Here is a 25,681-nt window from a genome sequence, read left to right on the forward strand (position 1 = left end):
GGGGCTTCCGGCGGCGGCGGCGGAGCGTCGACGATCGTCACCATGACGTTGCGCTCCTTCTCGGCGACGGCCTTGGGCGCGACGGCGGGAATCAGCAGCAGCATCAGGGCAGCCAGATGCAAAGCGATTACGAAGGCAATACCAACGATACGGGGCCAGCTCAAACCCTGGTTCCCGGCGTCCTGGTCATACCTGTGGACAACAAATTGTTCCGTCATGCGCCAATGACTCTTTCTGTGGGGGCCTGGACCACTGTCGTGATCCCCTGATCGGGCGGCTCTGACACCGCAGGAACCTCCAAGCTTATACCAATCCCGGCCCCTGTAGCCACTTATGCACAGGGTTCCGGGCGTTTTTTTGCGGCCTTACTTACCGTTGATGATCTTCTTGGCGTCGTCGGGCTTCTTCACGCCCTTGGCCAGCGCCTGCTGGGCCGCCTGCTTGGCTTCGGCAGTACGCCCCTCGTTCTTGAGGACCTTGGCCAGGTTCAGGTAGGTCTCACCGTCCTTGGAGAGGGGAGCGGCCTTCTGCCAGTTCTCGATCGCCTGCGGCAGCTGGTCGGTGTAGTAGTACGACTGCGCCAGGGCGAGGTAGGTCTGGTAGTCCGGCTTGAGGATGCCCTTGGAGATACCCTCGTTGATGACCGCGATGACGTCCTTTTCCTTGTTGTCCGTGTTCGCGTAGATCGAGTAGAGCTGCTTGTACTCGCGCTCTTCGGTCAGCTGGCCGCTGGCGCGCAGCTTGTCCATGACCGCGGCGGCCTTGTCCATCTGGTCGGCCTGCATGTACATGCTCGCCAGGTTGAGCTGGGCCTTCTTGTCGTTCGGGTTCTTGGCCGCCAGCTGCTCGGCCGAGGCGACGGCTTCACCCGTCTGGCCGGCTTCGGAGTAGGCCGCCATCAGCAGCTGGTTCCAGTTGTCCTTCGGCTCCGGCGAGGCGGCGATGGCCTGCTTCAGCACCGGAATGGCTTCCTGGTAGCGCTCGGCCTGGTACAGCGCCTGGCCCTTGAGGATCAGGTCCTCCGGCTTCTGCGACTTGGTCTCGGCCAGGTACTTGTCCAGCGTGGCCAGGCCTTCGGTGTACTGGTTGTCCTGCAGCTGCAGCTGGGCCAGCATCAGCATCGACTGGAAGTGGCCGTTGTTGTCCAGGCCGTTGAGGGTGACGGCCTGCTGCAGGTAGGTCTTGGCAGCGGCGGCATCGTCCAGGTTGTAGGCGGCCTGGGCGGCGAGCTGCGAGGCGATGGACTTGTCGGCGTTGTTGGCGGCCGGGTTGGCGATGATTTCATCGGCCTGGGCGCGCACCGCGGCGTAATCCTCGCCCTTGTTGTAGGTGTCGATCAGCTTCTGCAGCTTGCTGCCCAGCTTGGCCGAGGTCTTCTCCTTCGGCTCCTCGCGCGTCGCGTTCGGGAACAGCACTTCGGCCTTGGCCGAGCGCGAGCTCTTGCGACCGGAATCCGACTGCGCCATCGCGTCCGTGACAACGGCACCGCCCAAGGCAGCGGCAATGAGCAGGGTCAGCAGAGCTTTGTTGCGATAGGGCTGTTTCATGATCACCTCAGTCGGGCATCGCCATGGCGACGCTGGAAGGAAACACTGGCCGTACAAAAAAACCGAGCCGGCAAACTTAGCAGAAAGTTTCACGCACAGAAAACGCTTTCCATGCTGGGGTGCAGCAATACGCTACCGTCTAGCCGCAACGGGGATTCCGCCCTTCGCGCTTGGCCTGCTCGTAGACCGGCATTAGCGATGGGGCATCCCGCTGCAACTCGCGGATCCGGTTGGCAGGATCCGGGTGCGTGGACAACCACTGCGGCGAACGCTCACCGCCCGCAGCCATCATGTTCTGCCAGAGGTTGACCGCTTGTGACGGATCAAACCCCGCCTCGGCCATGAGCCGCTGGCCGACGATATCGGCCTCGCTCTCCTGGGTACGCGAACCGGGCAGCAGGAAGGCGGTCTGGGCGGTCATGCCGCCGATCTGGTTGACCGCGCTGGCGGCGTTGCCGCCATAGGCCGCGCCCGCCAACGCACCGAGCACCGACAAGCCGGTCTGCGCACCCATCTGGCGGGTGATGCGTTCTTCGTGGTGGCGCGAGATGACATGGCCGATCTCGTGCCCCAGCACGGCGGCCAGCTGGTCCTGGGTCTTGGCGACCTTGAAGATACCGCTGTTGACGCCGACCTTGCCGCCCGGCAGCGCGAAGGCGTTCGGCTCGTCGTCCACGAACACCGCGGTTTCCCACGCCGTGCCGCGCCACTGCGGCGGCAACTGCGCGACCAGCGCGTTGACCACGCACTTCACGTACGCGATCTGCTTGCCGTCGCTGCTGATCTTTTCCTTCGACTTGGTTTCGGCGAACGCCTGCGCGCCCAGCTGGTCAAGCTGTTGCTGCGAGACGCCGCCGACCATCTGCTTGCGGCCGGTCGGCGAGGTGGTGGTCGCGCAGGCGCTCAACGCCAGCGCCGCCATCGCACCCCATGTCACGAGTTTGTTCATTCGGATCCCCCGTGGGTTCGGGGGAATTCTGGCAGGAGCGGCTTAACTTTTCGTCAAGCAAACTACTGCAATCCGAACCAATACAGGGCCGCCATGGCGATGGCGTTGTTGAGGCCGTGGGCGAGGATCGCCGCCCACAGCGAGCCGGTGCGCCAATAGAGCCATGCGAAGGCGGCGCCCATCGTGCCGTACACCAGCCACAGCTGGCAGATGGCGAGCACGCCGTTGCCGCTCAGGCCGGGGATTTCATGCAGCAGCGCGAACGCCAGGCTGCTCAGGACGATACCCAGCACGGGCCGGCCGGCCGCCAGCAGGCGCCCGAACAGCACGCGGCGGAACAGCAGTTCTTCGTAGGCGGGGGCCAATACCACGGCGAACAGCACGGCCGACAGTGGCCACTGCGAGAGCAGATCGCTCATCAGCGAGAGGTTGGTCGGCACCGGCTTGATATCCAGGCGGTCGGCGAGCATCCCGGTGGCAGTGCTGAAGCAGAACACGCCCACTGCCACCAGGGCGGCCAGGCCCCAGGTACCAGGATGGCGCAGGGCGGCCCAGGATTCACGCCGCTCGGCGGCGGTGGCGCGACGGCGCCAGAAGTAGACCACCAGGGCCGCGGCGCCCGTGCTGACCAACGCCATCAACAGTTGCGCCATCGCACCCGGTTGGCCGAGCTGGTGCGCGACCTGCGCCGGATCGATTTCCACGCCGCGCGAGCGCGCTTCAAGTACCAGCTGGAAGCCCCGGATCACGCCCCATGCCATGCCGGCGGCGATGCTCACCACCAGCAGGATGACCAGGGCGATCAACGCGTCGAGGAAGAAGTTCAGCAGCGGCGAGCGGTCCGCGGCGGGCGCGGACGGCACCGGCGTGGACAACGCCTCCACGGCGGGAGGCGGGGACACGGGGAGATCGTTCATCGAATTCCTGCGCGGCGGAAGGGCATCCGCCGCATCGCTCCCCGATGCGGCGGTCAGCTCGATGATGTCAGATATCGAGGTTGGCGACCTTCAACGCGTTGTCTTCAATGAAGTCGCGGCGCGGCTCGACCACGTCGCCCATCAACGTGCTGAAGATCTGGTCGGCGGCCACGGCGTCCTCGATGCGGACCTGCAGCATGCGGCGCGTATCCGGATTGACCGTGGTATCCCACAGCTGCTCAGGATTCATTTCGCCCAGGCCCTTGAAGCGCTGGATCTGCCGGCCCTTCTTCGCTTCCTCCAGCAGCCAGGCCTGGGCCTGGGCGAAGGACTCGATCGGCTGCGACTTGCTGCCGCGGACGATCTGCGCGCCCTCGCGGATCAAGCCATGGAACAGCTTGGCGGCCTCGTGGAGCGGACGCAGCTCGCCACTCTCGAACGCCGACAGCGGGATGAAGATGCGCGCTTCCTCACCCATGTGGCGCCGCACGACTTCCAGCGCGGCGGGGCGCTGGTCGTTCGGTTCCTGCAGGGTGATGGCGTAGTTCGGCGTGCCCAGGCTGCCCTGGTTGAGGCTGGCGCTGAGCGCATCCAGGCCCTCGCCCGGCGCCGGGTTGCGCAGGTGCTCCAGGTCCAGCGGCACGTAGTCGATCAACGCCTCGAGCAGGCGCGTGTCGTAGCGGTGCGCGTTGCGGGCGATGGCGTCCTTCGCATTCGAGTAGACCAGCAGCAGCTTCTCCAGCGCCACGCCCTCGATCGGCGGTTCTTCCGCGGCCGGCACCAGCGAGGCGCCTTCGACGGCATTGTTGGCGAGGTAGGCGTTGAGCGCCGCGTCGTCCTTCAGGTAAAGCTCCTGCTTGCCCTGCTTGATCTTGTACAGCGGCGGCAGGCCGATGTAGACGTGGCCGCGCTCGATCAGCTCCGGCATCTGCCGGTAGAAGAACGTCAGCAGCAGGGTGCGGATGTGCGCGCCGTCGACGTCGGCGTCGGTCATGATGATGATGCGGTGGTAGCGCAGCTTGTCCGGGTTGTACTCGTCGCGACCGATGCCGGTGCCCAGCGCGGTGATCAGCGTGCCGACCTGGTCGGACGCCAGCATGCGGTCGAAGCGGGCGCGTTCCACGTTGAGGATCTTGCCGCGCAGCGGCAACACCGCCTGGTTCTTCCGGTTGCGACCCTGCTTGGCCGAGCCACCCGCCGAGTCACCCTCGACGATGAAAAGCTCCGACAGCGCCGGATCCTTTTCCTGGCAATCGGCCAGCTTGCCGGGCAGGCCGGCGATGTCGAGCGCACCCTTGCGGCGGGTGAGGTCGCGCGCCTTGCGCGCGGCTTCGCGGGCGCGGGCCGCATCGACGATCTTGCCGGCGATGGCGCGCGCTTCGTTCGGGTTTTCCTGCAGGAACTCTTCCAGGCGCGCACCGAAGGCGTTTTCCACCGCCGGGCGCACGTCGGAGCTGACCAGCTTTTCCTTGGTCTGCGAGGAGAAGCTCGGGTCCGGCACCTTCACCGAGAGCACCGCGATCATGCCTTCGCGCATGTCGTCGCCGGTCAGCGAGATCTTTGCCTGCTTGGCGATGCCGTTCTGCTCGATGTAGTTGTTCAACACGCGCGTGAGCGCGCCGCGGAAGCCGGCCAGGTGGGTACCGCCGTCCTTCTGCGGAATGTTGTTGGTGAAGCAGTACATCGTCTCCTGGTAGGAGTCGGTCCACTGCAGCGCCACCTCGACGGTGATGCCGTTGTGCTCGCCGCTCACCGCGATGACGTTCGGGTGCAGCGGGGTCTTCAGCTGCGCCAGATGCTCCACGAAGCTGCGAATGCCGCCTTCGTAGTGGAAATCGTCGCGGCGGCCCTCGCCACGCTCGTCGGTCAGGACGATCTTGACGCCGGAGTTGAGGAACGACAGCTCGCGCAGGCGGCGAGCGAGAATCTCGTAATGGAACTCGACGTTGCCGTTGAACGCCTTCACCGACGGCCAGAAGCGCACGGTCGTGCCGCGCTTGGTGCTGGGCTCGAGCTTCTGCAGCGGAGTGACCGCAGCACCGTTGCTGTATTCCTGCTGGTAGTGGAAGCCACCCTGGTAGATATCGAGCAGCAGCTTCTCCGACAGCGCGTTCACCACGCTGACGCCCACGCCGTGCAGGCCGCCGGATACCTTGTAGCTGTTGTCGTCGAACTTGCCGCCGGCGTGCAGCACGGTCATCACGACTTCCGCCGCGGAGACCTCGCGATCGAGCTTCTTGCTCATCTGCTCGTGCTTGCCGACCGGGATGCCACGACCGTTGTCGGACACGGAAACCGAGCCGTCGGCGTGGATCGTGACGGTGACGTTGTCGGCATGGCCGGCGAGCGCTTCGTCGATGGAGTTGTCGACGACCTCGAACACCATGTGGTGCAGACCGGTGCCGTCGTGGACGTCACCGATGTACATGCCAGGACGCTTGCGGACCGCCTCCAGGCCTTCCAGGGCGGTGATGCTGTTGGCGTCGTAATTGCCGTTGTTGGCCGGGGTGTTCTGTTCGTCGGTCATGCGCTTTGCCGTGGGCTCCACTGCGCGGGCGGCGACGCAGGAGGCGCGCCGCTCCGGAGATAGGGGGATAGCGGGTCGATTATAGCAGCCGGGCCTTGGTGGCCTGGCTGGGATGAATGGCGGGGCAGCCCATTCATGCTGAAGGTGAAATCTGCCCGTGTTCCACGTGGAACCGGGTGGGTTGGCGGCTTTCCAGCCACGCGGGTGGCTCGGTGGCCGTGATCAGCACCTGTGCCTGCCCGGCCATCAATCGCGCCAGCACCCGCTGCTGGTGATGGCGATCCAGCTCCGAGGCGAGGTCGTCCAGGGCGATGACCGGCCATTCGCCGCGTTGGTCCGCGAAATCCTCAGCCTGGGCCAGCAGGCAGGCGAGCGCCGTGAGCTTTGCTTGCCCGCGAGAGAGTGCCTGCGTCCCCGGCAGATCCGAGAATTCAGGCTGCCAGTCGGCGCGATGCGGGCCCACGGACGTATAGCCGTATTGCCGGTCACGTTCGCGAGCCAGCAACAGCGCGTCCGCCAGCGATACCTCGTGGCGGCGCCAGCCGGGCTGGAAGGCGAGCCCCTGCAGGCCGAGCAGCGGGGCAATATCCGCAGCCAGCGGCACTGCCTTGTCCTGTAGACGCTCCAGATAGCTGCGTCGGCGCAGGGTCAGCAGTTCGCCTGATTCGCCTAGCTCGTAATCCCACGCATCCAGCGTCGCGTTGGCGCCGCCTTGCTTCAGCAGCGCATTGCGCTGCTTCAACGCCCGCGAGTACCGCCGCCACAGGGTCAGGAAGTCCGGTTCCACGTGGAACAGGGCCCAATCCATGAAACGACGGCGCGACTCACCGCTGCCACTGATCAAGGCGTGGCTCCCGGGCTCGAATGTCACGACGGCCAACGCCGCGCAGAGATTGCCCAGCTGCTGGACGTCCTGCCCGTCGAGCCGCCCCTTCCAAGCCTGGCCACTGTGCCGCAAACCGGCCCGGCGCTTACGAGCCGGAGTTGGCTGCGGCTGCTCCTGCCATTCCACGAAGACTTCGAGATCCTCCGCGCCCGCCCGCACAAGTCCATCGCGAACACGGCCACGGAAACTGCGCCCATAGGCCATCAGGTGGAGCGCCTCGAGCAAGCTGGTTTTGCCGGCGCCGTTATCGCCGCTCACCAGGTTCAATCCGGGGGCAGGGTGCCACTCGACGGTGTCGAACCGCCGAAAGCGGTGAAGGGTGAGTCGATTGATCAGCATGGGACCGCAGGGATAGCGTGATTGCCCTGAGGTGGGCATCCAGACACTGAGGATACGGGAGATTGTCGTCCACCCGGCTTGCAGCGATTGCCGAGCCTCATGTTGGACGATATGGGGGCAACCTGTGGATAAAATAGCGCCTTGCGCCTGGCACCTACGTTGTCCACAACGAATCCCCAGCCTTGAACCCCACTTCTCAAGGGGGTTTCGTGACAACATTCCCCTTCAATTACAAAGAGTTATGTGGTTTTCCAACGAAATCTGGCCTACCAAGCACCACATAGCTTTTGATTTATATCTTCTATAAAAGCAGTAGCAGGAAGAAAAAAGCCCGGGTTTGAGCCCGGGCTTTCTGTTCCACGTGAAACACGACGTCAGAGACGAAGCGGCATCACCACATGCCGGGACTTCTCGCTGCTCGCCTCACGCACCAGCGCCGACGAGTTCGCATCGCGCAGCTGGATCACGATGTGCTCATCGCGAAGCGCCGACAGCGCGTCCAGCAGGTAATTCACGTTGAAGCCGATAGCCAGGTCGGAAACCTTGGTGTCCGCCTCGACCTCTTCCTGCGCCTCTTCCTGCTCTGGATTGTGCGCACTGATCTTCAGCTGGCCCGGCGATACCTCGACGCGCACGCCGCGGTACTTCTCGTTGGACAAAATGGCCGCACGCTGCAGCGACGCACGAAGGGCTTCACGATCCACCTTGACCTCACGATCCGCGCCGATCGGAATCACTGCTTCGTAATCCGGGAAGCGGCCATCGATCAGCTTGGAGGTAAACGTCACATCGTCGCGCTTCACGCGCACGTGGCTGCGGCCCACTTCCAGCTCCAGCGAACGATCGCCGCCTTCCAGCAGGCGCTGCAGCTCGGTCACGCCCTTGCGCGGCACGATGATCTGGCGCTTGGTCCCGCTGCTGCCTTCCAGTTCGGTTTCGCACAGCGCCAGGCGGTGGCCGTCGGTGGCGACGCAGCGCAGGGTCGAATCGCGCAGGTCGAACAACAGCCCGTTGAGGTAATAGCGCACGTCCTGCTGGGCCATGGCGAACGCGGTACGTTCGATCAGCTCCTTCAGGCTGGCTTCCGGCACCGCCACGCGTTCGGTCGCTTCCACTTCATCGACCGACGGGAAGTCGTTGGCCGGCAGCGTGGCCAGCGTGAAGCGGCTGCGGCCAGCCTGCACGGTGACCTTCTCGCCGGACTGCGACACCGTGACCCGACTGCCATCGGGGAGAGCACGCACGATCTCGAACAGCTTGCGCGCCGGGATCGTGGTTTCACCGTCCTGCGCATCCTCGACCGCGATGCGCGAAATCATCTCGACCTCCAGATCCGTGCCCGTCAGCGAGAGCTGGCCGTTCTGCACCTGGACCAGGAAGTTCGCCAGCACGGGCAGTGTCTGGCGGCGTTCGACCACGTTGACCACCTGGGCCAGTGGCTTGAGGAAGGCTTCGCGCTGCAGTGTGAAACGCATGTGGTTCCGTGCCCCTATGCTTTTAAAGATGTGGAATAAATCAAAAGCTTTGTGGTGATGGTAGGCGCGTTTTTCGCGGAAAACTACCTTAACCTGTTGTTCTATAAAGGCTTATTGGCGCCGAAACCCTATGGACTACTGGCCCGGCACCTGGGGTAAAACCTGTGGATAATTTTTCAGGCTCGTCCCCGGCGAATCTTATCCACAGTTTCTACCGGCCTTGCGCGCAAATCATGCACTGAATTTTCCCGCGTGTGCGCGCTGGCCGGAACTTCGCGTTCCGGCTTACTCGCTGAGCTTGCGGATCAGCTTGTCCCAGTCCTCGCGCAGCTTGCCGTCGGTCTCCATCAACGTGCGGATCTGCCGGCAGGCGTGGAGCACGGTGGTGTGGTCGCGGCCGGCGAACGCGTCGCCGATCTCGGGCAGGCTGTGTTCGGTCAGCTCCTTGGCCAGCGCCATGGCCACCTGTCGCGGGCGCGCCAGCGAACGGGTGCGGCGCTTGGACAGCAGGTCCTTCATCTGCAGGCCGTAGTAATCGGCCACGGTCTTCTGGATGTTCGGGATGCCGATCGCCTGCTGCTGGGCACGCAGCAGGTCGCGCAGCGTCTCCTGGGCGAACTCCACGGTGATGGTGCGGCCGGTGAAGTTGGCGCGCGCCGTCAGCGTGTTGAGCGCGCCTTCCAGGTCACGCACGTTGGAGCGCATCTTCTTGGCGATCAGGAACGCGACGTCGTCGGGGATCTCCGCGCCGCGCTCGCGCGCCTTGGCCAGCACGATCGCCGCGCGGGTCTCGAAGTCCGGCGGGTCGATCGCCACCGACAGGCCCCAGGCCAGGCGCGACTTCAGCCGCGGCTCCAGGCCCTCGACCTCGCGCGGGTAGCGGTCGCAGGTCAGGATGATCTGCTGGCGACCGTCGAACAACGCGTTGAAGGTGTGGAAGAACTCCTCCTGCGTGCGGTCCTTGCCGGCGAAGAACTGGATATCGTCGATGAGCAGCGCGTCGATCTGCTGGAACTGGCGCTTGAACTGGTCCATCGCCTTGTCCTGCAGCGCACGGATCATCGCGCTGAAGAACTGCTCCGAGCGCAGGTACATGACCTTGGCGTTCGGATTGGCCTGGCGCATGGCATTGCCCGCGGCGAACATCAGGTGGGTCTTGCCCAGGCCGGTGCTCCCGTACAGCAGCAGCGGGTTGTGCGCGCGGTCACCGGGCTTCTGCGCGGCCTGCAGCGCCGCGGCGCGGCCCAGCTGGTTGCTGCGGCCTTCGACGAAGTTGTCGAACGTGTAATGGGTATCGAGGTTGCCGGCGAACGGCACCGGCGCGGCCTGCGGCGCGACGACCTGGGCCACGGCGGCTGCCAGCGGGGTGGCCGGCGCCACCGGCTCGATCGGCTTCGGCCGCGAACCCACCGCCAGCGCCACCTCGCCGTTGCCGACGTAATGGTTCAGCAGCTCGCGGATTCGCGCCAGGTAGCGTTCGCGCACCTGCTCGACGATGAAGGCGTTCGGGGCGTACAGCACGACGCTGTCGGCGCGCTCGTCGGCCTGCAGGGGTTTCAACCAGGTGTGGACATCTTCGGGCGGGAATTCCGCCTCGAGACGTTCCAGGCAACGGGGCCAAGCATCCATCAAAGTGTATTCATCATGGGCCTTCCGGGCGCGCAGGCATCCGCCATGCATCGGCACGGGAGGCAGAAAACGGATGGGCCAGACTACCACCGGGGGGCAGGTTTTCCCATATTTATTCACAGGCACATCCACAGGCCCGCCATGTCCACGCGCAGCAACGACTTGACCCGCCCCGGGGTGACCCCCTAGAATTTCCGGTTCTTTCGTACCCCTTTACCTACAGAGGCCCCCATGGCCACCAAGCGCACCTATCAGCCCAGCAACCTCAAGCGCAAGCGCGACCACGGTTTCCGTGCCCGCATGAAGACGGCCGATGGCCGCAAGGTGCTGGCTCGCCGCCGCGCCAAGGGCCGCAAGCGCCTGAGCGCTTGATTGCCGCGCCGCTGAACGCGGCCCAGGCAATCCCGTCCGTGATCGACACCGACCCGCGCAGGCGATTCCCTCGCTCTGCGCGGGTTCGTTCGCGCGCGGAATATGCTGTCGTCTTCGACAACAGCCGTCGTTGCTCCGACCCGCTGATGAGCCTGCACTGGCGCCCGCACGAAGGGCCTGCCCGCCTGGGCATGGCCGTCTCGCGCAAGGTCGACAAGCGTGCCGTCGGGCGCAATCGCATCAAGCGCGTGCTCCGCGAGACCTTCCGTCACCTGCCGCCGGACCTGGCGGGCGGGGACTACGTCGTGGTCGCCCGTTCTGCGGCCGCACGCGCCAGCCACCCGGACATCCGCGATGCCTTCCTGCGCGTGTTGCGCCGTGCGGGCGCATTGCCCGTGCCTGCGGCGGGCGTCACAATGCCGCCGCGCCCGGATGCCCACCCTTCATCCTCTCCATTGACCGAGCCGGAACGTCGTTCCGACTGAGCCGAGTTGCTGCCTGATGAACCAGACCCGCGTAATCCTGTTGCTTGCCTGGCTGATGGTAGCCGCCTTCCTGTGGATGGAGTGGGGCCGTGAAAAGGCTGCCCCCGAACCCGCGCAGACCACCGCGGCCACGCAGAACGTGCCGGCCGCCACCGGCGCGAACGGCGTGCCGCAGGCCAACGTGCCGGGCGCCGCTGCCAGCCAGCCGACCACTTCGGCCCCCGCCGCGCCGGCGCAGGTCGTCACCGTCACCACCGACGTGCTGCGCCTTAAGCTCGATGGCCGCAGCGTGCTCGACGCGGACCTGCTGCAGTTCCCGCAGACCAAGCAGGCGGGCGCGCCGCCGGTGAGCCTGCTCACCGAAGACCCGGCGCATCCGTACAACGCCATCAGCGGCTGGGCCAGCGACAAGGGTTCGGCCGTGCCGGGCGTCGGCGGCTTCCGTCTGGAACAGCCGGGCACCGAGTTCGTGCTGCCGAAGGGCCAGGACAAGCTGGTCGTGCCGTTCGTGTGGACCAGCCCGGACGGCGTCACCATCCGCCGCACCTTCACGCTCGAGCGCGGCCGTTACGCGATCGAAGTGCGCGACGAAGTGACCAACGCCGGCACCGGTACGTGGAACGCCTACGTCTACCGCAAGCTCAGCCGCGTGCCGACGATCCTCAGCCGCAGCATGATGAATCCGGACAGCCTGAGCTTCAACGGCGCGACCTGGTTCACCACCGACAAGAGCTATGAGCGCCGCGCGTTCCAGGACTACCTCAAGGATGGCAGCGTCGACAGCGTCATCCAGGGGGGCTGGATCGCGATGCTGCAGCACCAGTTCTTCACCGGCTGGATTCCGCAGGCGGATAGCAGTTCGCTGCTCAAGCTCTCGCAGGAAAACGGCGCCGACGTGCTCGAACTGCGCGGCCCGGGCTTCACCGTCGCGCCGGGGCAGACGGCTACCACCGAAGCGCGCCTGTGGGTCGGCCCGAAGCTGGTCAGCCTGATCGCCAAGGAACAGGTGCCGGGCCTGGATCGCGTGGTCGACTACAGCCGCTTCTCGGTGATGGCCATCATCGGCCAGGGCCTGTTCTGGGTGCTGAGCCACCTGTACACGCTGCTGCACAACTGGGGCTGGTCGATCATCGGCCTGGTGGTGCTGCTGCGCCTGGCGCTGTATCCGCTGTCGGCGACGCAGTACAAGTCCGGCGCGAAGATGCGCAAGTTCCAGCCGCGCCTGGCCCAGCTCAAGGAGCGCTACGGCGAGGATCGCCAGAAGTACCAGCAGGCGATGATGGAGCTGTTCAAGAAGGAGAAGATCAATCCGATGGGCGGCTGCCTGCCGATCCTCATCCAGATGCCGATCTTCTTCGCGCTGTACTGGGTGCTGGTGGAGTCGGTCGAACTACGCCAGGCGCCGTGGCTGGGCTGGATCCAGGACCTCACCGCGCGTGACCCGTACTTCATCCTGCCGATCATCAACATGGTGATCATGTGGCTGACGCAGAAGCTGACCCCGACCCCGGGCATGGATCCGGTACAGGCGAAGATGATGCAGTTCATGCCGCTGGTGTTCGGCGTCATGATGGCCTTCATGCCGGCCGGCCTGGTGCTGTACTGGGTCGTCAACGGCGGCCTGGGCCTGCTGATCCAGTGGTGGATGATCAAGCAGCACGGCGAATCGCCGAGCAAGATCGTCCAGTCCAACCTGCACAACCAGTGATCGGCAGAAGGCCCGCCACCCGGCGGGCCTTCTGCTTTGCCACGCTGTAACCTTCCCGCATGACCCACGCCGACACCATCGCCGCCATCGCGACCGCCGCAGGGGCCGGGGGCGTCGGCATGATCCGACTCTCCGGGCCGAAGGCCGCCGCGATTGCCGCCGAACTCGGCGCGCCTCGCCTCCGGCCACGCCACGCGCATTACGCGCGATGGCGCGACCACGCCGGCGAGGTCATCGACGACGGCATCGTCCTCTGGTTCCCGGCGCCGAACAGCTTCACCGGCGAAGAAGTCGTCGAACTGCAAGGCCATGGCGGCGCGGTCGTGCTGCGCCAGCTGCTCGCGCATTGCATCGCGCTCGGCGCACGACAGGCGCGGCCGGGCGAGTTCAGCGAGCGCGCATTCCTCAATGGCAAGCTCGATCTCGCGCAGGCCGAAGCCATCGCAGACCTCATCGCCGCCGGCGACACCCGCGCAGCCCGCGCGGCGCGCCGTTCACTCGACGGCGTGTTCTCGCGCCGCGTGGAAACGCTGGCCGAACAGGTCACCGTTCTTCGCATCCACGTTGAAGCGGCCATCGACTTCGCCGACGAACCCATCGAGACCCTGGGCGGCGCGCAGGTTCGCGCGGGACTCTCCGCCGCGCAGGCCACGCTGGCCGAACTGCTGCGCGATGCCGAGCGCGGCCGCAAACTGCGCGATGGCCTGCATGCGGTACTGATCGGTCCACCGAACGCCGGCAAGAGCTCGCTGCTCAACGCGCTGGCCGGCAGCGAACGGGCGATCGTCACCGACGTCGCGGGTACCACGCGCGACACGTTGCGCGAAACCATCCGCATCGCCGGTCTCGAACTTACGCTGGTCGACACGGCGGGCCTGCGCGACAGCGGCGATGCGATCGAGCGCGAAGGCATGCGCCGTGCGCGCGCCGAACTGGCGCGCGCCGACCTCGCCCTGGTGGTCATCGATGCGCGCGAACCCGAAGCCGGCCACGCCGCCGTCGCCGCCGACGTGGCCCAGGTGCCGCGCAGCCTGTGGATCCACAACAAGGCCGACCTGCTCGCAGACGCGCCCACGCTGGCGCCGAACGCGATCGCCGTATCCGCCGCGACCGGCGCTGGCTTGGCGGAACTGCATGAGCGGCTGGCGCACATCGCCGGGGCCGACGCGGGCGAAACCGTGGAGGGCGAATTCACCGCACGGGCGCGGCACGTGGAGGCGCTGTCGAAAAGCCGCGAGCATCTCGCCGCCGCGCTCGCACAGCTCGATCACGAACAGCTGGAACTGGCGGCCGAGGAACTTCGCCTGGCGCACGAATCGCTGGGCGAGATCACCGGCCGCATGACCGCCGACGACCTGCTCGGCCGCATCTTCTCCAGCTTCTGCATCGGCAAGTAACGCAAGCCGCCACCGCGCGGCTGTCAGCGATACATCCCTTCGCGCAGGTTGATCCCGTACTCCAGCCACGCCTTGAGCGCGCACAGCATCTGCGACCACCCCATGCAGTTGCCATACGAGGCGCGGAACCCGTCATCGGTCGCGGCCCAGCCGGTTTCGGTGATCTCCACGCGCGTACGCCCATCGTCGGTGGCGCTGAAAGCGAACGTCACCCGCGTGCGCCGTGGCGACTCGCCTTCCGGCACCGGCTCGTTGGAATCCCACTCCAGCACGATGCGCTCGGGCGCCGTGGCTTCGATGATCTGCACCGGGAATTCGCCGGGGAAGTCGTGGAAATCCCAATAGACGGTCGCACCGGTCGCCACGCGTCCGCGCGCACCGCCCGTAGTGAAGTAATGCGAAAGCTGCGCCGGATCGGCGACCGCCTCATAGACCTCGGCGACCGGTTGCCCGACATGGCCGAACACGCTGAACTGCGGTTCCATGGCATGACCCCGCGGGCCCCGGAGGGGCAGGGCGTCCAGTTCTAGACCCTTTGCGCGGCCCGCGCAAACCGGCTCAGTCCTGCGATGGCGTGCGCGGCCTGAAGCGGATCACCACGCCGTTCGGGTCTTCCGGTTCGCGCGCCCACAGCACCGGCACCTCGCGCGGGCGCGGCGGCTCCATGCCTTCCGGATCATCCCCTCCCGCGGCTTCGGCTTCCTCCTCGTCCTCCCAGCTGTAGCGCTTGCGCGGCAGCAGCGGGTCGAGGTGGCGGAACAGGATCGCCGCCACCACGCCACCGATCGCGCCGCCCATGTGCGACTGCCAGGAAATGCCCGGCTCGCGCGGCAGGATCGCCAGCAGCATGCCGCCATAGAACAGGAACGCGATCATGCTCGTGGCGATCGCCGCGCGGTCGCGGCGGATCAGGCCCAGCACGAAGAGCAGGAACATCAAGCCGTGCGTCACGCCGCTGGCGCCGAGGTGGAACGTGCCCACGTCGCCCAGGAACCACGCGCCGAGGCCGGAGCCCAGCCACATCAGCGGCAGGCCCCACTTCGTCGCCTTCGGATACACGCTGCCAGCCAGCGTGCCCAGGATCAGCAACGCGAACGAATTGGCGCCCAGATGCTCCAGCGAACCATGCAGCAGCGGCGCGGTAAGCACGCCCCACAGGCCTTCCCACTCATGCGGGCGCACCGCGAACGGGCGCCAGTCGAACCCCGCCTGGCTGGCGAGGACCGCCACCATCACCAGTACGGCGCCCAGGCTGATGTTGAACGCACGGATCACCCGCCCGCGCTGCTCGCGCGCGTCGGTGGCCGGGTCGTGGAGAGGATTCAAAGTGTCCATAGGGAGCGGATGGCGTCGCGCCGGGCGATTGCAAGGTCGAACGCGCGGGAGAATGCGGTAGCCCGGCGGGACAATCCCGCCGGGCCACCAGGCTCAGGCGGCCTTGGGCTTGGCCGGGCGCAGCAGGCTCAGCACCACGGTCGTGCCGATGATCAGCGCCACGGCCGCCAGCGAGACCCACACCGGCAGCTTCACCAGGTCGATGGCCAGCATCTTCACGCCGATGAAGACCAGCACCACCGCCAGGCCATACGGCAGCAGGTGGAAGCGGTCGGCCATGCCGGCGAGCAGGAAGAACATCGCGCGCAGGCCCAGCACGGCGAACACGTTGGAAGTCAGCACGATGAACGGGTCGGTGGTGATGGCGAAGATCGCCGGGATGCTGTCCACCGCGAAGATCACGTCGGTCACCGCGATGAGGATCAGCACCACGAACAGCGGCGTGAACCAGCGGACGCCGTCCTTCTCGGTCACCAGGCGGTTGCCGTTGTACTGCGGGCTGATGCGCAGGTGCCCGCGCATCCAGCGCAGCACCGGGTTGGCTTCCAGGTCCGGCTCCTTGCCGGCGGAGAACCACATCTTGACGCCGGTCAGCAGCAGGAACGCGCCGAACACATAAAGCAGCCAGTGGAACTTGGTCAGCAGCACCGCGCCGGCGAAGATCATGATCGCGCGCAGCACGATGGCGCCAAGCACGCCGATCACCAGCACGCGCTGGCGCTGTTCCTCGGGCACGGCGAAGTAGGTCATCACCATCAGGAACACGAAGATGTTGTCCACCGCCAGCGACTTCTCCACCAGGTAACCGGTGAGGAATTCCAGGCCGATGCGGTTGGCCAGCACACTGCCGGCGGTTTCGTGCAGGTACCACCACAGGCCGGCGTTGAAGGCCAGGGCCAGGGCGATCCAGCCGATGCTCCACCACAGCGCTTCCTTGAAGGTGACCTTGTGGGGGCCGCCGTGGCGCATGAGGACGAGGTCGGCCAGGAGCGCCACGATCACCACGATCGCGAAGCCGCCCCAGAGCCAGATGTTGCCGATGGTTTGCATGAGAGAGTCCCGTTGAGAATGTGAAAACGCCTCGAGCCGGACGGTCGAGGCGCTGCACACGGAATCCTTCTCCGGGAATACAGACCTTCGCCATCGCGGCGAAGGTCTCGCTCACAGCCGGTGAACCGGCTGCCGTTGCACCGGAGCCGGCGGCCGGATGGCCTGGGCTCGAATTGACGGCGACAACGCTTGGGAGCTACTCCCCTTCTTGGCGGCCATTCTGCCGGCAGCCGGGGGAGGGCGTCAAACCGCCGGTACAATAGGCATATGAATACCCCCAACCCCGTCGTACGCCTCAAGAACGCCTGGCGCTCCAGCCACCCGTGGATTTTCCAGAAGCTGGTGGAGAAGCCGGCCGCCCGGCCCAAGCCGGGCAGCATCGTCGAGGTGGTCGGCGTGGACGGGGAGTGGATCGGCCGGGGTTTCTACAACGGCCATTCCCGTATCGCCGTGCGTATCCTGGAAACCCGCCAGGAAGTGCCGGTCGACGCCGGCTGGTTCTCGCGCAAGATCGCCGAGGCCGTCGAGCTGCGCCGCGAGGTGCTAAAGCTGGACCAGGTCTCCGATGCCTGGCGCGTCGTGCACAGCGAGGGCGACGGCCTGTCCGGCCTGGTCGTGGACCGTTACGGCGACCTGGTCGTGGTGGAGTTCTTCGCCGCCGGCATGTTCCGCCACCGCGAGTGGATCTACGAGGCGCTGCGCGAGCAGTTCCCGGGCTGCCGCTTCCACAGCTTCGCCGACGAACACGTGCAGAAGCAGGAAAGCTTCGATTTCCACAACACCACCGGCACCGAAGCGGCGGTGATCACCGAACACGGCATCCGCTTCCGCGCCGACCCGGCCGGCGCGCACAAGACCGGCTTCTTCGCCGACCAGCGCGAGAACCGGCAGTGGCTGAGCGAGCAGGTCGAGGGCAAGACCGTGCTCGACCTGTGCTGCAACACCGGCGGCTTCGCGGTGTACGCCGCCGCGCGCGGCGCGGAGGAAGTGCTCGGCGTGGACATCGACCAGGACGTCATCGCCATCGCCAAGGGCAACGCCAAGCTCAACAACGTGCGGCCGAAGTTCGTGCAGGCCGACATCTTCCCGTGGCTGCGCGATGCCGCCAACCGCGGCGAACAGTACGACGTGGTCATCCTCGACCCGGCCAAGATGACCCGCGATCGCGACCAGGTCATCACCGCGCTCAAGAAGTACCTGGACATGAACAAGCTGGCGCTGGGCGTGGTCAAGCCCGGTGGCCTGTTCGCCACGTTCTCGTGCACGGGCCTGGTGTCCGAGCAGGAGTTCCTGGACATGCTGCGCCGCGCCTCGTTTTACTCCGGCCGCACGATCCAGATCCTCAAGGTCGCCGGTGCCGGCCCGGACCACCCGTTCATGGCCCATGTGCAGGAATCGCGCTACCTCAAGGCGGTGTTCTGCCGGGTGCTCGACTGAGGTCACTGTTCGCGCGCCCTGCCGGGCGCTAGGGTGCGATCTGTCTTCCAAGGCGAGATCCGATGAAGCGTCGCACCCTGCCGTTGCTGGTGTCCCTGTTGCTTTCATGGCCGCTGTCGGCGGCCGCCGTCGATTTCAGTGCCGATGAGCTCGCGCGCGCCAAGGCGTTGCAGCAGCGCCTGCTGACCCTGGATACCCACCTCGACACGCCGGCCAACCTGGCCCGCGACGGCTTCGACATCCTGCAGCGGCATGGCGGCAGCGCGGTCTCGGAGGTGGACTATCCGCGCATGCTGGAAGGCGCGCTGGATGGTGGCTTCTGGGCGATCTACACCGAACAGGGCGATCGCAGCGAAGCGGCGCACCTGCATGACCGCGATGCCGGGCTGGCGCGGCTGGTGGAAATCCGCGAGATGGTCGCCGCGCATCCGGACAAATTCGCGCTCGCCCGCAGCGCCGACGAGGCCGACCGCATCAAGGCCAGTGGCCGCCGCGTGGTGTTCATCAGCATGGAGAACGCCAGCCCGCTGGTCGCCGACCCGAGCCTGCTCAGCTTCTACCAGCAGGCCGGCCTGCGCATGCTCAGCCTGGCGCACTTCAAGAACAACGAATTCGCCGATTCGGCGACCGATCCGAAGGGGCCGGAGTGGAAGGGCCTGAGCCCGGCGGGACGCGCGCTCGTGCAGGAGGCGAACCGGCTGGGCATCGTGCTCGACGAATCGCACGCCTCCGATGCGGTCTTCGATGACCTGCTGACGGCATCGAAGCTGCCTTTCATCCTGTCGCACAGCGGCTCACGCGCGGTATTCGACCACCCGCGCAACCTCGACGACGCGCGCCTGCGCCAGCTGGCGGCCAAGGGCGGGGTGATCCAGGTCAACGCCTATGGCGGCTATCTCACCGCGATCACCAAATCGCCCGAGCGCGTGGAAGCGGAGAAGGCGCTGGAAGCCCGCTTCGGCGAATACGACGCCATGAGCATGGCGCAGGCACAGGCCTATGGCGATGCACTGAAGGAACTCGAAGCCCGCTATCCGGTGAAGCAGGCCACGCTGGACGATTTCTTCGCCCACCTCGGCCACATCCTCGATGTCGTCGGCCCGGAACACACCGGCATCGGCATGGACTGGGATGGCGGCGGCGGCGTGCAGGGCATGGAGGACGTGAGCCAGCTGCCGAAGATCACGGCGTGGCTGCTGCGCAAGGGTTACAGCGAGAAGCAGATTGCCGACATCTGGGGTGGCAACGTGATGCGCGTGCTGCGGCAGGCGGAGGCGTACGCGGCCAGGCAGGACGCCGCGGCGCACTGAACGTGTGCCACTCCGGGCCACCGGCATCATGCCGGTGGCCCGACGGTCCTCAGCCTTGCTTGGCCAGCACCGCGCGACCGCGGCTGTACAGCACGTACACCACCAGCCCGAACACATTCCACGCCGCGAACCACAGCTGCGTGCGCGTTGGCAGGCTCCAGAACAGGTAGGCGCAACCGGCGATCGCCAGCGGGCACACCACCCATGCCAGCGGCGTGCGGAACTTGCGCTCGCGGTTCGGCTCGCGCTTGCGCAGCACCAACAGGCACGCCGCCACCGCGGTGAACGCGGCCAGCGTGCCGGCGTTGGCCAGTGCGGCAATCTCGTCCAGGCGCGCCACGCCCGCCAGCGCGGCGACCAGCACCGCGGTGAACACGGTGATCGTCACCGGCGTGCCGGTGCGCTGGTTCACCTTCGACAGCCCGCGCGGCAGCAGGCCGTCGCGCGACATCACGAAGAAGATGCGGCTCTGCCCGTAGAAGAACGCCAGCAGCACCGTCGGCAGGGCGATGATCGCCACGATGCCGATCGCCAGCGCCGCCGTGCCATGCCCCAGCTGGCGCATGATCAGCGCCAGCGGCTCGGCGCTGTGCGCGAACACGGTGTAGCTCATCGCACCGACCGCGGCCAGCGCCACCAGCACGTAGATGATCGTGCAGCCGATCATCGAGCCGACGATGCCGATCGACAGGTCGCGCCCCGGATTCTTGGTTTCCTCCGCGGCGGTGGAGATCGCATCGAAGCCGTAGAACGCGAAGAAGATGATCGCCGCCGCGGCCATCACGCCGCGTTCGACGCCATCCGGGCCCAACGCCTTGGAGAAGCCATACGGCATGAACGGATGCAGGTTCTCGGCATTGAACGCCGGCAGCGCCACCGCGACGAAGATGCCCAGCGCGATCAGCTTGAACACCACGAGGAACGCATTGATCGTCGCGCTCTCGCGCGTGCCGGCGATCAGCGCACCGGCCACCAGGAAGGTGATCACCACCGCCGGCAGGTTCAGGATGCCGCCGGCATGCGGGCCCGCGGCCAACGCGGCGGGCAGGGTCACGTTCCATCCGGTCTGCTGCTGCACCCATTGCAGGAAACCGACGAAATAGCCGGACCAACCCACCGCCACCGTACTCACCACCAGCGAGTACTCCAGGATCAGGCTCCAGCCCACCACCCAGGCGATCGTCTCGCCCAGCGCGGCATAGCTGTAGGTATAGGCGCTGCCGGCGGCCGGCATCATCGTGGCCATCTCGGCATAGGCCAGCGCCGCGCAGGCGCACACGATGCCGGCGGCGACGAACGACAGCAGCACCGCCGGGCCCGCCTTGTCCGCACCCACGCCGATCAGCGTGTAGATGCCGGTACCGACGATCGCGCCGATGCCCAGCGCGACCAGGTGCGGCCAACTCAGGGTGGGGATCAGCCGCCGCCCTTCCTCGTGGACGGTGACCATATCCAACGGCTTGCGCCGGAGCCAGGACTGCATGCGGACCTCATGGGTGCGTAAGAAAACCCGAGTTTCGCCGAACGCGGTGCAGCAAAGCCACGCCCGGAAGTCCCCCCATGGGCTACAGGCGCAGGGTCATGAACACGCTGTGCGGGTCGTCGGTGTAGTCGCCGAACGGTCCGCAGGCCACGAAGCCCGCGCGTTCGTAAAGCCGGTGCGCCGGGAAGAACGGCGTGGTGGCGCCGGTCTCCAGCCACAGCTGGCGATAGCCGTCTGCCCGCGCCGTGGCCAGCAGGTGCGCCAGCATCGCCGTGCCCACGCCCTGGTTGCGGTGCGTGTCGGAGGTACGCATCGACTTCAGCTCGCCATGGCCTTCGCCGAGGTCGCGCAACGCGCCGCAGCCTACGGCCTCGCCGTCGATCCACGCCGACCAGAATCGCACGTCCGCCGAACGCAGGCCCGACAGGTCCAGCGCGTGCACGCTTTCGGCCGGGGTAATCGCGTGCATGTCGCGCAGGTGCGCTTCGAGCAGGCCGATCACGGCAGGGTGGTCGAGGTCGCCGGGGCGGATATCCATGCCTTGAGTATGCCGCGCGGCGTTCCGTCCTTCCGATCCGTCTTTGAATTTGATTTGTCGCATATCGCGGAATTCGGACGCGACCTAGAGTGGCCCCACTGCAGGATCACGGGTGTCGCAACGCGGCAGCGGCCTGCAGACCACTCAGGACCGGCGTTAGCCGGACCACCCGGGGGGCCGCTCGTGGGGGGCGGCCCCCCAACTTTTTTGGGCGATCCTCACCCCACGCCCAGACGCACGCCAAAGCCCACCAGGCCCACGCCCGCGCATCGCCGCAGCCATAGCCCTGCACGCGGATGCTGCGCCAGCCGCCGCGCCATCGCATGGCCAATGAAGATCAGCAACGAACAGTAGGCCACGCCCAGCAGCGCGATCAGCGCGGCCATGGTGGCGAACGTCGCCAGCCCCTGGTGCCGCGCCGGGTCGATGAAAAGCGGGAAGAACGCCATGTAGAAGATGATCGCCTTCGGGTTGAGCAGGGTGATCAGTACGCCCTGGCGGAAATAGTGGCCGGGGCGCAGCGTGATCGGGCTGGCGCCGCCCGGCCGCGGCGAACGCAGCAAGCCAATGCCTACCCACACCAGGTAAAGCGCGCCCAGGTACTGCACGCCGCGGAACAGCAGCGGGTTGGCCTGCAGCAATGCCGCCACGCCGGCCACCGCCAGCCACATGAGCACCTGGTCGCCGACCAGCAGGCCGGCCAATGCCGTGTAACCGCCGCGGATGCCGCTGCGCCCGCTCGCCGTCAGCAGGGTGAACGTGCCCGGCCCGGGCAACGCCAGGAACACCAGCACCGCCAGCACGAAAGTCCAAACATCCTGGATGCCCATCCACGGCATGAGGCCGGTATCCACTGTGCGCGAGGGGCGCCATTGTCCGGCACGGTGCCGGTCAAGGCGAGGGTAGATGCGCCTGCAGTCGGGCCGCGCGCGCGCCGCAGCGCTCGGCGAGGAAGCGGTGCAGCTCGCGCACCACCGGCGAGAACTGTTTGCGATGCGGGCAGGCCAGCTGCAAGGGCAGCGGTTCGCCGAGCTCCGGGAACAGCAGCACCAGCCGGCCCTGCTCGACGTCGTCGCACACATCCAGCCACGACTTGTAGGTGATGCCCTCGCCGGCGACCGCCCAGCGCCGCACCACTTCGGCATCGTCGCAAACCAGCGTGCCGTGCACGGTCACCACCTGGCGGCGGCCATCGACCTGGAACGCCCAGCGGTCATGCGCGCGCGGGCCGAGCTGGTAGAGCAGGCAGTCGTGCTCGCGCAAAGCTTCCAGCGAGACCGGCCTGCCGCGCCGGGCGAGGTAGTCGGGCGCGGCGACCAGCACGCGCCGGTTCTCGCTGGCCAGGGGCAGGGCGACGTAATCCGCATCGTCCAGGCGGCCCAGCCGGATCGCCACGTCCACCGGGTCGCGGAACAGGTCGGCGACCTGGTCGGAAAGGTGCAGCCGCCAGTCCAGGCGCGGGTGCAGCCAGCGGAACTCGGCCAGCCAGCCGAGCAAGGCATGACGCCCGAGATCCGAAGGCGCGGCGATCTGCAGCCGGCCCTGCAGGGCGGCTTCGGCGCCGTGCAGGGCGTCGGTACCTTCCCGCAGCGTGGCCATCACCGACTGCGCGTAAGGCAGGTAGCGCTCGCCCTCGCCACTCAACCGCAGGCTGCGGGTGGTGCGCGCGAACAGGCGCTGGTCCAGTTCGCGCTCCAGCCGCGCCACCGCCGCGCTGACCTGGCCCGGCGTCAGCCCGGTCTCTCGCGCGGCGGCGGAAAAGCTGCCCAGCGCCGCGGTGCGCACGAACAGGGCGAGGTCTTCGAGCCGGATCATTTTCCCTTCCTGAAGGAAAGTGTTGACCGATTTTGCCGCTTTCCGGGAATCCGGCGCCAGCGCAGCATGCGCCTCTCTTCCCCATGAGCCGGATGCCATGAAAGCCATCGCCTATCTCCAGCACGGCCTGCCTGCCGATGACCCGCGCGCGCTGCAGGACATCGATCTGCCGCAGCCGCAGCCGGGCCCGCGCGACCTGCGCGTGCGCGTCCAGGCGATCGCGGTGAACCCCGCCGACACCAAGGTGCGCATGAACGCCCCCACCGACGGCCCGCGCGTGCTGGGCTGGGATGCGGTGGGCGTGGTCGATGCGGTCGGCGCCGAGGTCACGCTGTTCCGTCCGGGCGAAACCGTCTGGTTCGCCGGCGCGATCAACCGCCCGGGCAGCTACGCCGAGTACACCCTGGTCGACGAACGCATCGCCGGCCATGCGCCGCGCAGCCTCTCGCCCGCGCAGGCGGCCGCCTTGCCGCTCACCGCGATCACCGCCTGGGAGCTGCTGTTCGACCGCCTCGGCGTGCCCGAGGGTGGCGGCGCTGGCCAGACCCTGCTGGTGATGGGCGCGGCGGGCGGCGTGGGCTCGATCCTCGTGCAGCTGGCGCGCCAGCTCACCGGCCTCACGGTGATCGGCACCGCCTCGCGCGCCGAGACCCGCGAATGGGTGCTGGCGCAGGGCGCGCACCACGTCATCGACCATGCCCAGCCGCTGGCCCCGCAGCTGCAGGCGCTGGGCATCGAGGCGGTGCACCACGTCGCCAGCCTGACCCACACCGAGCAGCACTACCCGCAGCTGGTGGAAGTGCTCGCGCCGCAGGGCCACCTGGCGGTGATCGACGACCCGGCCACGCTCGATGCCGTGCCGCTCAAGCGCAAGTCGCTCTCGCTGCACTGGGAATTCATGTTCACCCGCCCGCTGTTCGCCACGCCGGACATGCAGGCCCAGCACGACCTGCTGCAGCGCGTGGCCACCCTGGTCGACGAAGGCGTGCTCAAGACCACGCTGGGCGAACACTACGGACGCATCGACGCCGCCAACCTGCGCCGCGCGCACGCCGCGCTGGAATCGCACGGCGCGCGCGGCAAGATCGTGCTGGAGGGCTTCTGAGCATGGACATGTCCGTCACCCGCACGCCGGCGCAGATCGCCCGCGCCCGCTACACGACCAAGGCTTACGACCCCGCGCGCCCGCTCACCGCCACCCAGGTGGAGGAACTGCTCGACGTACTGCACCTGTCGCCCTCGTCGATCAATTCGCAGCCGTGGCACTTCCTTGTCGCCGCCGATGCCCCGGCGCGTGCGCGAGTGGCCGCCGGCACCCAGGGCCCGTATGCCTACAACGCGCCCAAGCTGCGTGACGCCTCGCTGGTGCTCGTGCTGGCCGCGCGCCGCGAGCTGACCGACGCGCACATCGCCGCGGTGCTCGACCAGGAGCAGGCCGACGGCCGCTTCGCCACCGACGAGGCGCGTGCGCAGCGCGCGCAAAGCTGCGCCGGCTTCGTCGACCTGCACCGCGAGCAGCTGCACGACACGCGCCACTGGATGGAGAAGCAGGTCTACCTCGCCCTGGGCGGGCTGCTGTTCGCCGCCGGCGCCATGGGCATCGACGCCACGCCGATCGAAGGCTTCGACCCGGCGGCGGTGGACGAAGCCCTCGACCTGCCCGCGCGTGGACTCGGCAGTGTCGTGCTGGTGGCGCTCGGCCACCGCGGCGAAAGCGACTTCAACGCGGCGCTGCCGAAGTCCCGCCTGCCGCGTGGACAGGTGTTCACCTGGTTGTAGGCGTCATGGCACGCCGTTGTCGCCATGGCGGCGGAAGGCTTCGCGTGCCTGCAGGCGCGCGAAGTAGTCCGCCACGGCGGGCAGGGCGGGGCGTTCGATGGGTGTCTGGCGCCAGCGTTGCACCGACAGGCCGATCACCACGTCGGCGAGCGTGAAGTCATCGCCGGCGACATGTGCGCCGGTCGCCGCCAGCTGCGCGTCGAGCAGGCCCATCAGGTGGTTCCAGCGGGCGATGCTGTCGGCGATCGCCGCCGGGTCCGCGTGCTGCGCGCTGTGCCGCACCCGGGCCATGAACGCGTAGCGCCACGCGGTATTGAGCTCGGTGGCCTGCCAGTCCATCCATTGCTCCACCCGGGCGCGCGCCTGCGGTTCGATAGGCAACAGGTCCTCGCGCCCGCTGCGCCCTGCCAGGTAGCGGCAGATCGTGTTGGACTCCCACAGCACGAACGCGCCGTCCCGCAGCACCGGCACCAGCGCATTGGGATTCAGCGCCCGGAACTGCGGCGTGTCGGTAGGCGCGAAGCCACTGCCGACGTCATGGCGCGTGTAGTCCAAGCCCAGCTCGTCCAGGGTCCACAGCACCTTGCGCACGTTGATCGACGCGGCCTTTCCGAACAGCTCGAGCATGGACGGGTTCACCGGGGAGGACAGCCCCCAGCTTAGCCGCGGACGCAGCCGGTGAGACGCGGGCGGCTACACTGTG

23 protein-coding genes and 1 pseudogene are annotated in these 25,681 nt (G+C 67.2%); 8 read left to right on the plus strand and 16 right to left on the minus strand.

The features are described 5' to 3' along the window. The 8 genes and pseudogenes from ARC20_RS18075 to dnaA form a co-directional block, all read right to left on the minus strand. Positions 1–218 (minus strand): annotated as a pseudogene (locus ARC20_RS18075) (energy transducer TonB); the annotation flags it as partial. A gap of 147 nt (positions 219–365) precedes the next feature. After that, positions 366–1,547, minus strand: a complete 1,182-nt coding sequence (locus ARC20_RS16190) for a heme biosynthesis protein HemY (RefSeq protein ID WP_057648995.1) — start codon at positions 1,545–1,547, stop codon at positions 366–368. Positions 1,548–1,686: 139 nt separating this feature from the next. Continuing rightward, a complete protein-coding gene (locus tag ARC20_RS16195; protein ID WP_081418239.1) occupies positions 1,687–2,496 on the minus strand; it encodes a M48 family metallopeptidase in 810 nt (269 codons plus the stop codon). A gap of 62 nt (positions 2,497–2,558) precedes the next feature. Then, complete coding sequence (locus ARC20_RS16200; protein WP_057648999.1) at positions 2,559–3,413, minus strand: CPBP family intramembrane glutamic endopeptidase; 855 nt, start codon at positions 3,411–3,413, stop codon at positions 2,559–2,561. 67 nt (positions 3,414–3,480) lie between these two features. Next, positions 3,481–5,940: a DNA topoisomerase (ATP-hydrolyzing) subunit B gene (gyrB, locus tag ARC20_RS16205; protein WP_057649000.1), complete on the minus strand. Its 2,460-nt coding sequence runs from the start codon at positions 5,938–5,940 to the stop codon at positions 3,481–3,483. A gap of 133 nt (positions 5,941–6,073) precedes the next feature. Further along, entirely contained in the window at positions 6,074–7,165 is a 1,092-nt protein-coding gene (recF, locus tag ARC20_RS16210; RefSeq protein ID WP_057649002.1) for a DNA replication/repair protein RecF, read from the minus strand. 374 nt (positions 7,166–7,539) lie between these two features. After that, complete coding sequence (gene dnaN, locus ARC20_RS16215; RefSeq protein ID WP_057649004.1) at positions 7,540–8,640, minus strand: DNA polymerase III subunit beta; 1,101 nt, start codon at positions 8,638–8,640, stop codon at positions 7,540–7,542. Positions 8,641–8,925: 285 nt separating this feature from the next. Further along, positions 8,926–10,269, minus strand: a complete 1,344-nt coding sequence (gene dnaA / locus ARC20_RS16220) for a chromosomal replication initiator protein DnaA (RefSeq protein WP_057649006.1) — start codon at positions 10,267–10,269, stop codon at positions 8,926–8,928. A 231-nt stretch (positions 10,270–10,500) separates the two neighbouring features. On the opposite strand from dnaA, the gene rpmH reads away from it, so the two are divergent. From rpmH to mnmE, 4 genes are read left to right on the plus strand one after another with little or no spacing between them, the layout of a single operon-like run. Continuing rightward, positions 10,501–10,641 (plus strand): 50S ribosomal protein L34, encoded by a 141-nt coding sequence (gene rpmH, locus ARC20_RS16225; protein WP_057649007.1) that lies wholly within the window; start codon positions 10,501–10,503, stop codon positions 10,639–10,641. After that, positions 10,638–11,126, plus strand: a complete 489-nt coding sequence (rnpA, locus tag ARC20_RS16230) for a ribonuclease P protein component (protein ID WP_081418241.1) — start codon at positions 10,638–10,640, stop codon at positions 11,124–11,126. Before rpmH ends, rnpA begins: the two co-directional genes overlap by 4 nt. A 16-nt stretch (positions 11,127–11,142) precedes the next feature. After that, complete coding sequence (gene yidC / locus ARC20_RS16235; protein WP_057649009.1) at positions 11,143–12,834, plus strand: membrane protein insertase YidC; 1,692 nt, start codon at positions 11,143–11,145, stop codon at positions 12,832–12,834. Positions 12,835–12,893: 59 nt separating this feature from the next. Next, complete coding sequence (gene mnmE, locus ARC20_RS16240; protein WP_057649012.1) at positions 12,894–14,231, plus strand: tRNA uridine-5-carboxymethylaminomethyl(34) synthesis GTPase MnmE; 1,338 nt, start codon at positions 12,894–12,896, stop codon at positions 14,229–14,231. A gap of 23 nt (positions 14,232–14,254) precedes the next feature. On the opposite strand, the gene ARC20_RS16245 is transcribed toward mnmE, so the two are convergent. From ARC20_RS16245 to ARC20_RS16255, 3 genes are all read right to left on the minus strand, one after another. Continuing rightward, positions 14,255–14,716, minus strand: a complete 462-nt coding sequence (locus ARC20_RS16245) for an SRPBCC family protein (protein ID WP_057649013.1) — start codon at positions 14,714–14,716, stop codon at positions 14,255–14,257. Positions 14,717–14,789: 73 nt separating this feature from the next. Beyond that, positions 14,790–15,566 carry a rhomboid family intramembrane serine protease gene (locus ARC20_RS16250; protein WP_057649015.1) on the minus strand — a complete coding sequence of 259 codons (777 nt, stop codon included), beginning with the start codon at positions 15,564–15,566 and terminating at the stop codon, positions 14,790–14,792. A 93-nt stretch (positions 15,567–15,659) separates the two neighbouring features. Then, positions 15,660–16,616 (minus strand): TerC family protein, encoded by a 957-nt coding sequence (locus ARC20_RS16255; RefSeq protein ID WP_057649017.1) that lies wholly within the window; start codon positions 16,614–16,616, stop codon positions 15,660–15,662. A 267-nt stretch (positions 16,617–16,883) separates the two neighbouring features. Here ARC20_RS16255 and ARC20_RS16260 point away from each other — a divergent pair, with 267 nt between their 5' ends. After that, positions 16,884–18,053, plus strand: a complete 1,170-nt coding sequence (locus ARC20_RS16260; protein ID WP_057649019.1) for a class I SAM-dependent rRNA methyltransferase — start codon at positions 16,884–16,886, stop codon at positions 18,051–18,053. 62 nt (positions 18,054–18,115) lie between these two features. Beyond that, positions 18,116–19,363 carry a dipeptidase gene (locus ARC20_RS16265; RefSeq protein WP_057649021.1) on the plus strand — a complete coding sequence of 416 codons (1,248 nt, stop codon included), beginning with the start codon at positions 18,116–18,118 and terminating at the stop codon, positions 19,361–19,363. A gap of 49 nt (positions 19,364–19,412) precedes the next feature. Here ARC20_RS16265 and ARC20_RS16270 read toward each other — a convergent pair whose 3' ends face one another. From ARC20_RS16270 to ARC20_RS16285, 4 genes are all read right to left on the minus strand, one after another. Continuing rightward, positions 19,413–20,846 (minus strand): amino acid permease, encoded by a 1,434-nt coding sequence (locus ARC20_RS16270; RefSeq protein WP_057649023.1) that lies wholly within the window; start codon positions 20,844–20,846, stop codon positions 19,413–19,415. Positions 20,847–20,928: 82 nt separating this feature from the next. Next, on the minus strand, positions 20,929–21,384 hold the full coding sequence (locus ARC20_RS16275) for a GNAT family N-acetyltransferase (protein WP_057649026.1): 456 nt from the start codon (positions 21,382–21,384) through the stop codon (positions 20,929–20,931). A gap of 218 nt (positions 21,385–21,602) precedes the next feature. Beyond that, positions 21,603–22,238, minus strand: a complete 636-nt coding sequence (leuE, locus tag ARC20_RS16280) for a leucine efflux protein LeuE (protein WP_237642615.1) — start codon at positions 22,236–22,238, stop codon at positions 21,603–21,605. Positions 22,239–22,275: 37 nt separating this feature from the next. Then, the gene (locus ARC20_RS16285) at positions 22,276–23,199 is read right to left on the minus strand and encodes a LysR family transcriptional regulator (protein WP_057649029.1); all 924 of its coding nucleotides are present in this window, start codon (positions 23,197–23,199) and stop codon (positions 22,276–22,278) included. Between the two features lie 97 nt (positions 23,200–23,296). On the opposite strand from ARC20_RS16285, the gene ARC20_RS16290 reads away from it, so the two are divergent. Together ARC20_RS16290 and nfsB are read left to right on the plus strand one after the other, a co-directional pair. Further along, on the plus strand, positions 23,297–24,304 hold the full coding sequence (locus ARC20_RS16290) for a zinc-binding alcohol dehydrogenase family protein (RefSeq protein ID WP_057649031.1): 1,008 nt from the start codon (positions 23,297–23,299) through the stop codon (positions 24,302–24,304). Between the two features lie 2 nt (positions 24,305–24,306). Next, positions 24,307–24,978, plus strand: a complete 672-nt coding sequence (gene nfsB / locus ARC20_RS16295) for an oxygen-insensitive NAD(P)H nitroreductase (protein WP_237642616.1) — start codon at positions 24,307–24,309, stop codon at positions 24,976–24,978. 3 nt (positions 24,979–24,981) lie between these two features. On the opposite strand, the gene ARC20_RS16300 is transcribed toward nfsB, so the two are convergent. Continuing rightward, positions 24,982–25,605, minus strand: a complete 624-nt coding sequence (locus ARC20_RS16300; RefSeq protein ID WP_057649032.1) for a glutathione S-transferase family protein — start codon at positions 25,603–25,605, stop codon at positions 24,982–24,984. Between the last annotated feature and the right edge of the window lie 76 nt (positions 25,606–25,681).

The sequence above is a fragment of the Stenotrophomonas panacihumi genome (genome assembly GCF_001431645.1).
Taxonomy (GTDB): Bacteria; Pseudomonadota; Gammaproteobacteria; order Xanthomonadales; family Xanthomonadaceae; genus Stenotrophomonas_A; species Stenotrophomonas_A panacihumi.

What these genes read in the sequence shown, in the direction of transcription:
- ARC20_RS16190 (WP_057648995.1), bottom strand. Translation starts at nt 1,547, where the DNA reads ATGAAACAGCCCTATCGCAACAAAGCTCTGCTGACCCTGCTCATTGCC.
- ARC20_RS16195 (WP_081418239.1), bottom strand. Translation starts at nt 2,496, where the DNA reads ATGAACAAACTCGTGACATGGGGTGCGATGGCGGCGCTGGCGTTGAGC.
- ARC20_RS16200 (WP_057648999.1), bottom strand. Translation starts at nt 3,413, where the DNA reads ATGAACGATCTCCCCGTGTCCCCGCCTCCCGCCGTGGAGGCGTTGTCC.
- gyrB (WP_057649000.1), bottom strand. Translation starts at nt 5,940, where the DNA reads ATGACCGACGAACAGAACACCCCGGCCAACAACGGCAATTACGACGCC.
- recF (WP_057649002.1), bottom strand. Translation starts at nt 7,165, where the DNA reads ATGCTGATCAATCGACTCACCCTTCACCGCTTTCGGCGGTTCGACACC.
- dnaN (WP_057649004.1), bottom strand. Translation starts at nt 8,640, where the DNA reads ATGCGTTTCACACTGCAGCGCGAAGCCTTCCTCAAGCCACTGGCCCAG.
- dnaA (WP_057649006.1), bottom strand. Translation starts at nt 10,269, where the DNA reads ATGGATGCTTGGCCCCGTTGCCTGGAACGTCTCGAGGCGGAATTCCCG.
- rpmH (WP_057649007.1), top strand. Translation starts at nt 10,501, where the DNA reads ATGGCCACCAAGCGCACCTATCAGCCCAGCAACCTCAAGCGCAAGCGC.
- yidC (WP_057649009.1), top strand. Translation starts at nt 11,143, where the DNA reads ATGAACCAGACCCGCGTAATCCTGTTGCTTGCCTGGCTGATGGTAGCC.
- mnmE (WP_057649012.1), top strand. Translation starts at nt 12,894, where the DNA reads ATGACCCACGCCGACACCATCGCCGCCATCGCGACCGCCGCAGGGGCC.
- ARC20_RS16245 (WP_057649013.1), bottom strand. Translation starts at nt 14,716, where the DNA reads ATGGAACCGCAGTTCAGCGTGTTCGGCCATGTCGGGCAACCGGTCGCC.
- ARC20_RS16250 (WP_057649015.1), bottom strand. Translation starts at nt 15,566, where the DNA reads ATGGACACTTTGAATCCTCTCCACGACCCGGCCACCGACGCGCGCGAG.
- ARC20_RS16255 (WP_057649017.1), bottom strand. Translation starts at nt 16,616, where the DNA reads ATGCAAACCATCGGCAACATCTGGCTCTGGGGCGGCTTCGCGATCGTG.
- ARC20_RS16260 (WP_057649019.1), top strand. Translation starts at nt 16,884, where the DNA reads ATGAATACCCCCAACCCCGTCGTACGCCTCAAGAACGCCTGGCGCTCC.
- ARC20_RS16265 (WP_057649021.1), top strand. Translation starts at nt 18,116, where the DNA reads ATGAAGCGTCGCACCCTGCCGTTGCTGGTGTCCCTGTTGCTTTCATGG.
- ARC20_RS16270 (WP_057649023.1), bottom strand. Translation starts at nt 20,846, where the DNA reads ATGCAGTCCTGGCTCCGGCGCAAGCCGTTGGATATGGTCACCGTCCAC.
- ARC20_RS16275 (WP_057649026.1), bottom strand. Translation starts at nt 21,384, where the DNA reads ATGGATATCCGCCCCGGCGACCTCGACCACCCTGCCGTGATCGGCCTG.
- ARC20_RS16285 (WP_057649029.1), bottom strand. Translation starts at nt 23,199, where the DNA reads ATGATCCGGCTCGAAGACCTCGCCCTGTTCGTGCGCACCGCGGCGCTG.
- ARC20_RS16290 (WP_057649031.1), top strand. Translation starts at nt 23,297, where the DNA reads ATGAAAGCCATCGCCTATCTCCAGCACGGCCTGCCTGCCGATGACCCG.
- nfsB (WP_237642616.1), top strand. Translation starts at nt 24,307, where the DNA reads ATGGACATGTCCGTCACCCGCACGCCGGCGCAGATCGCCCGCGCCCGC.
- ARC20_RS16300 (WP_057649032.1), bottom strand. Translation starts at nt 25,605, where the DNA reads ATGCTCGAGCTGTTCGGAAAGGCCGCGTCGATCAACGTGCGCAAGGTG.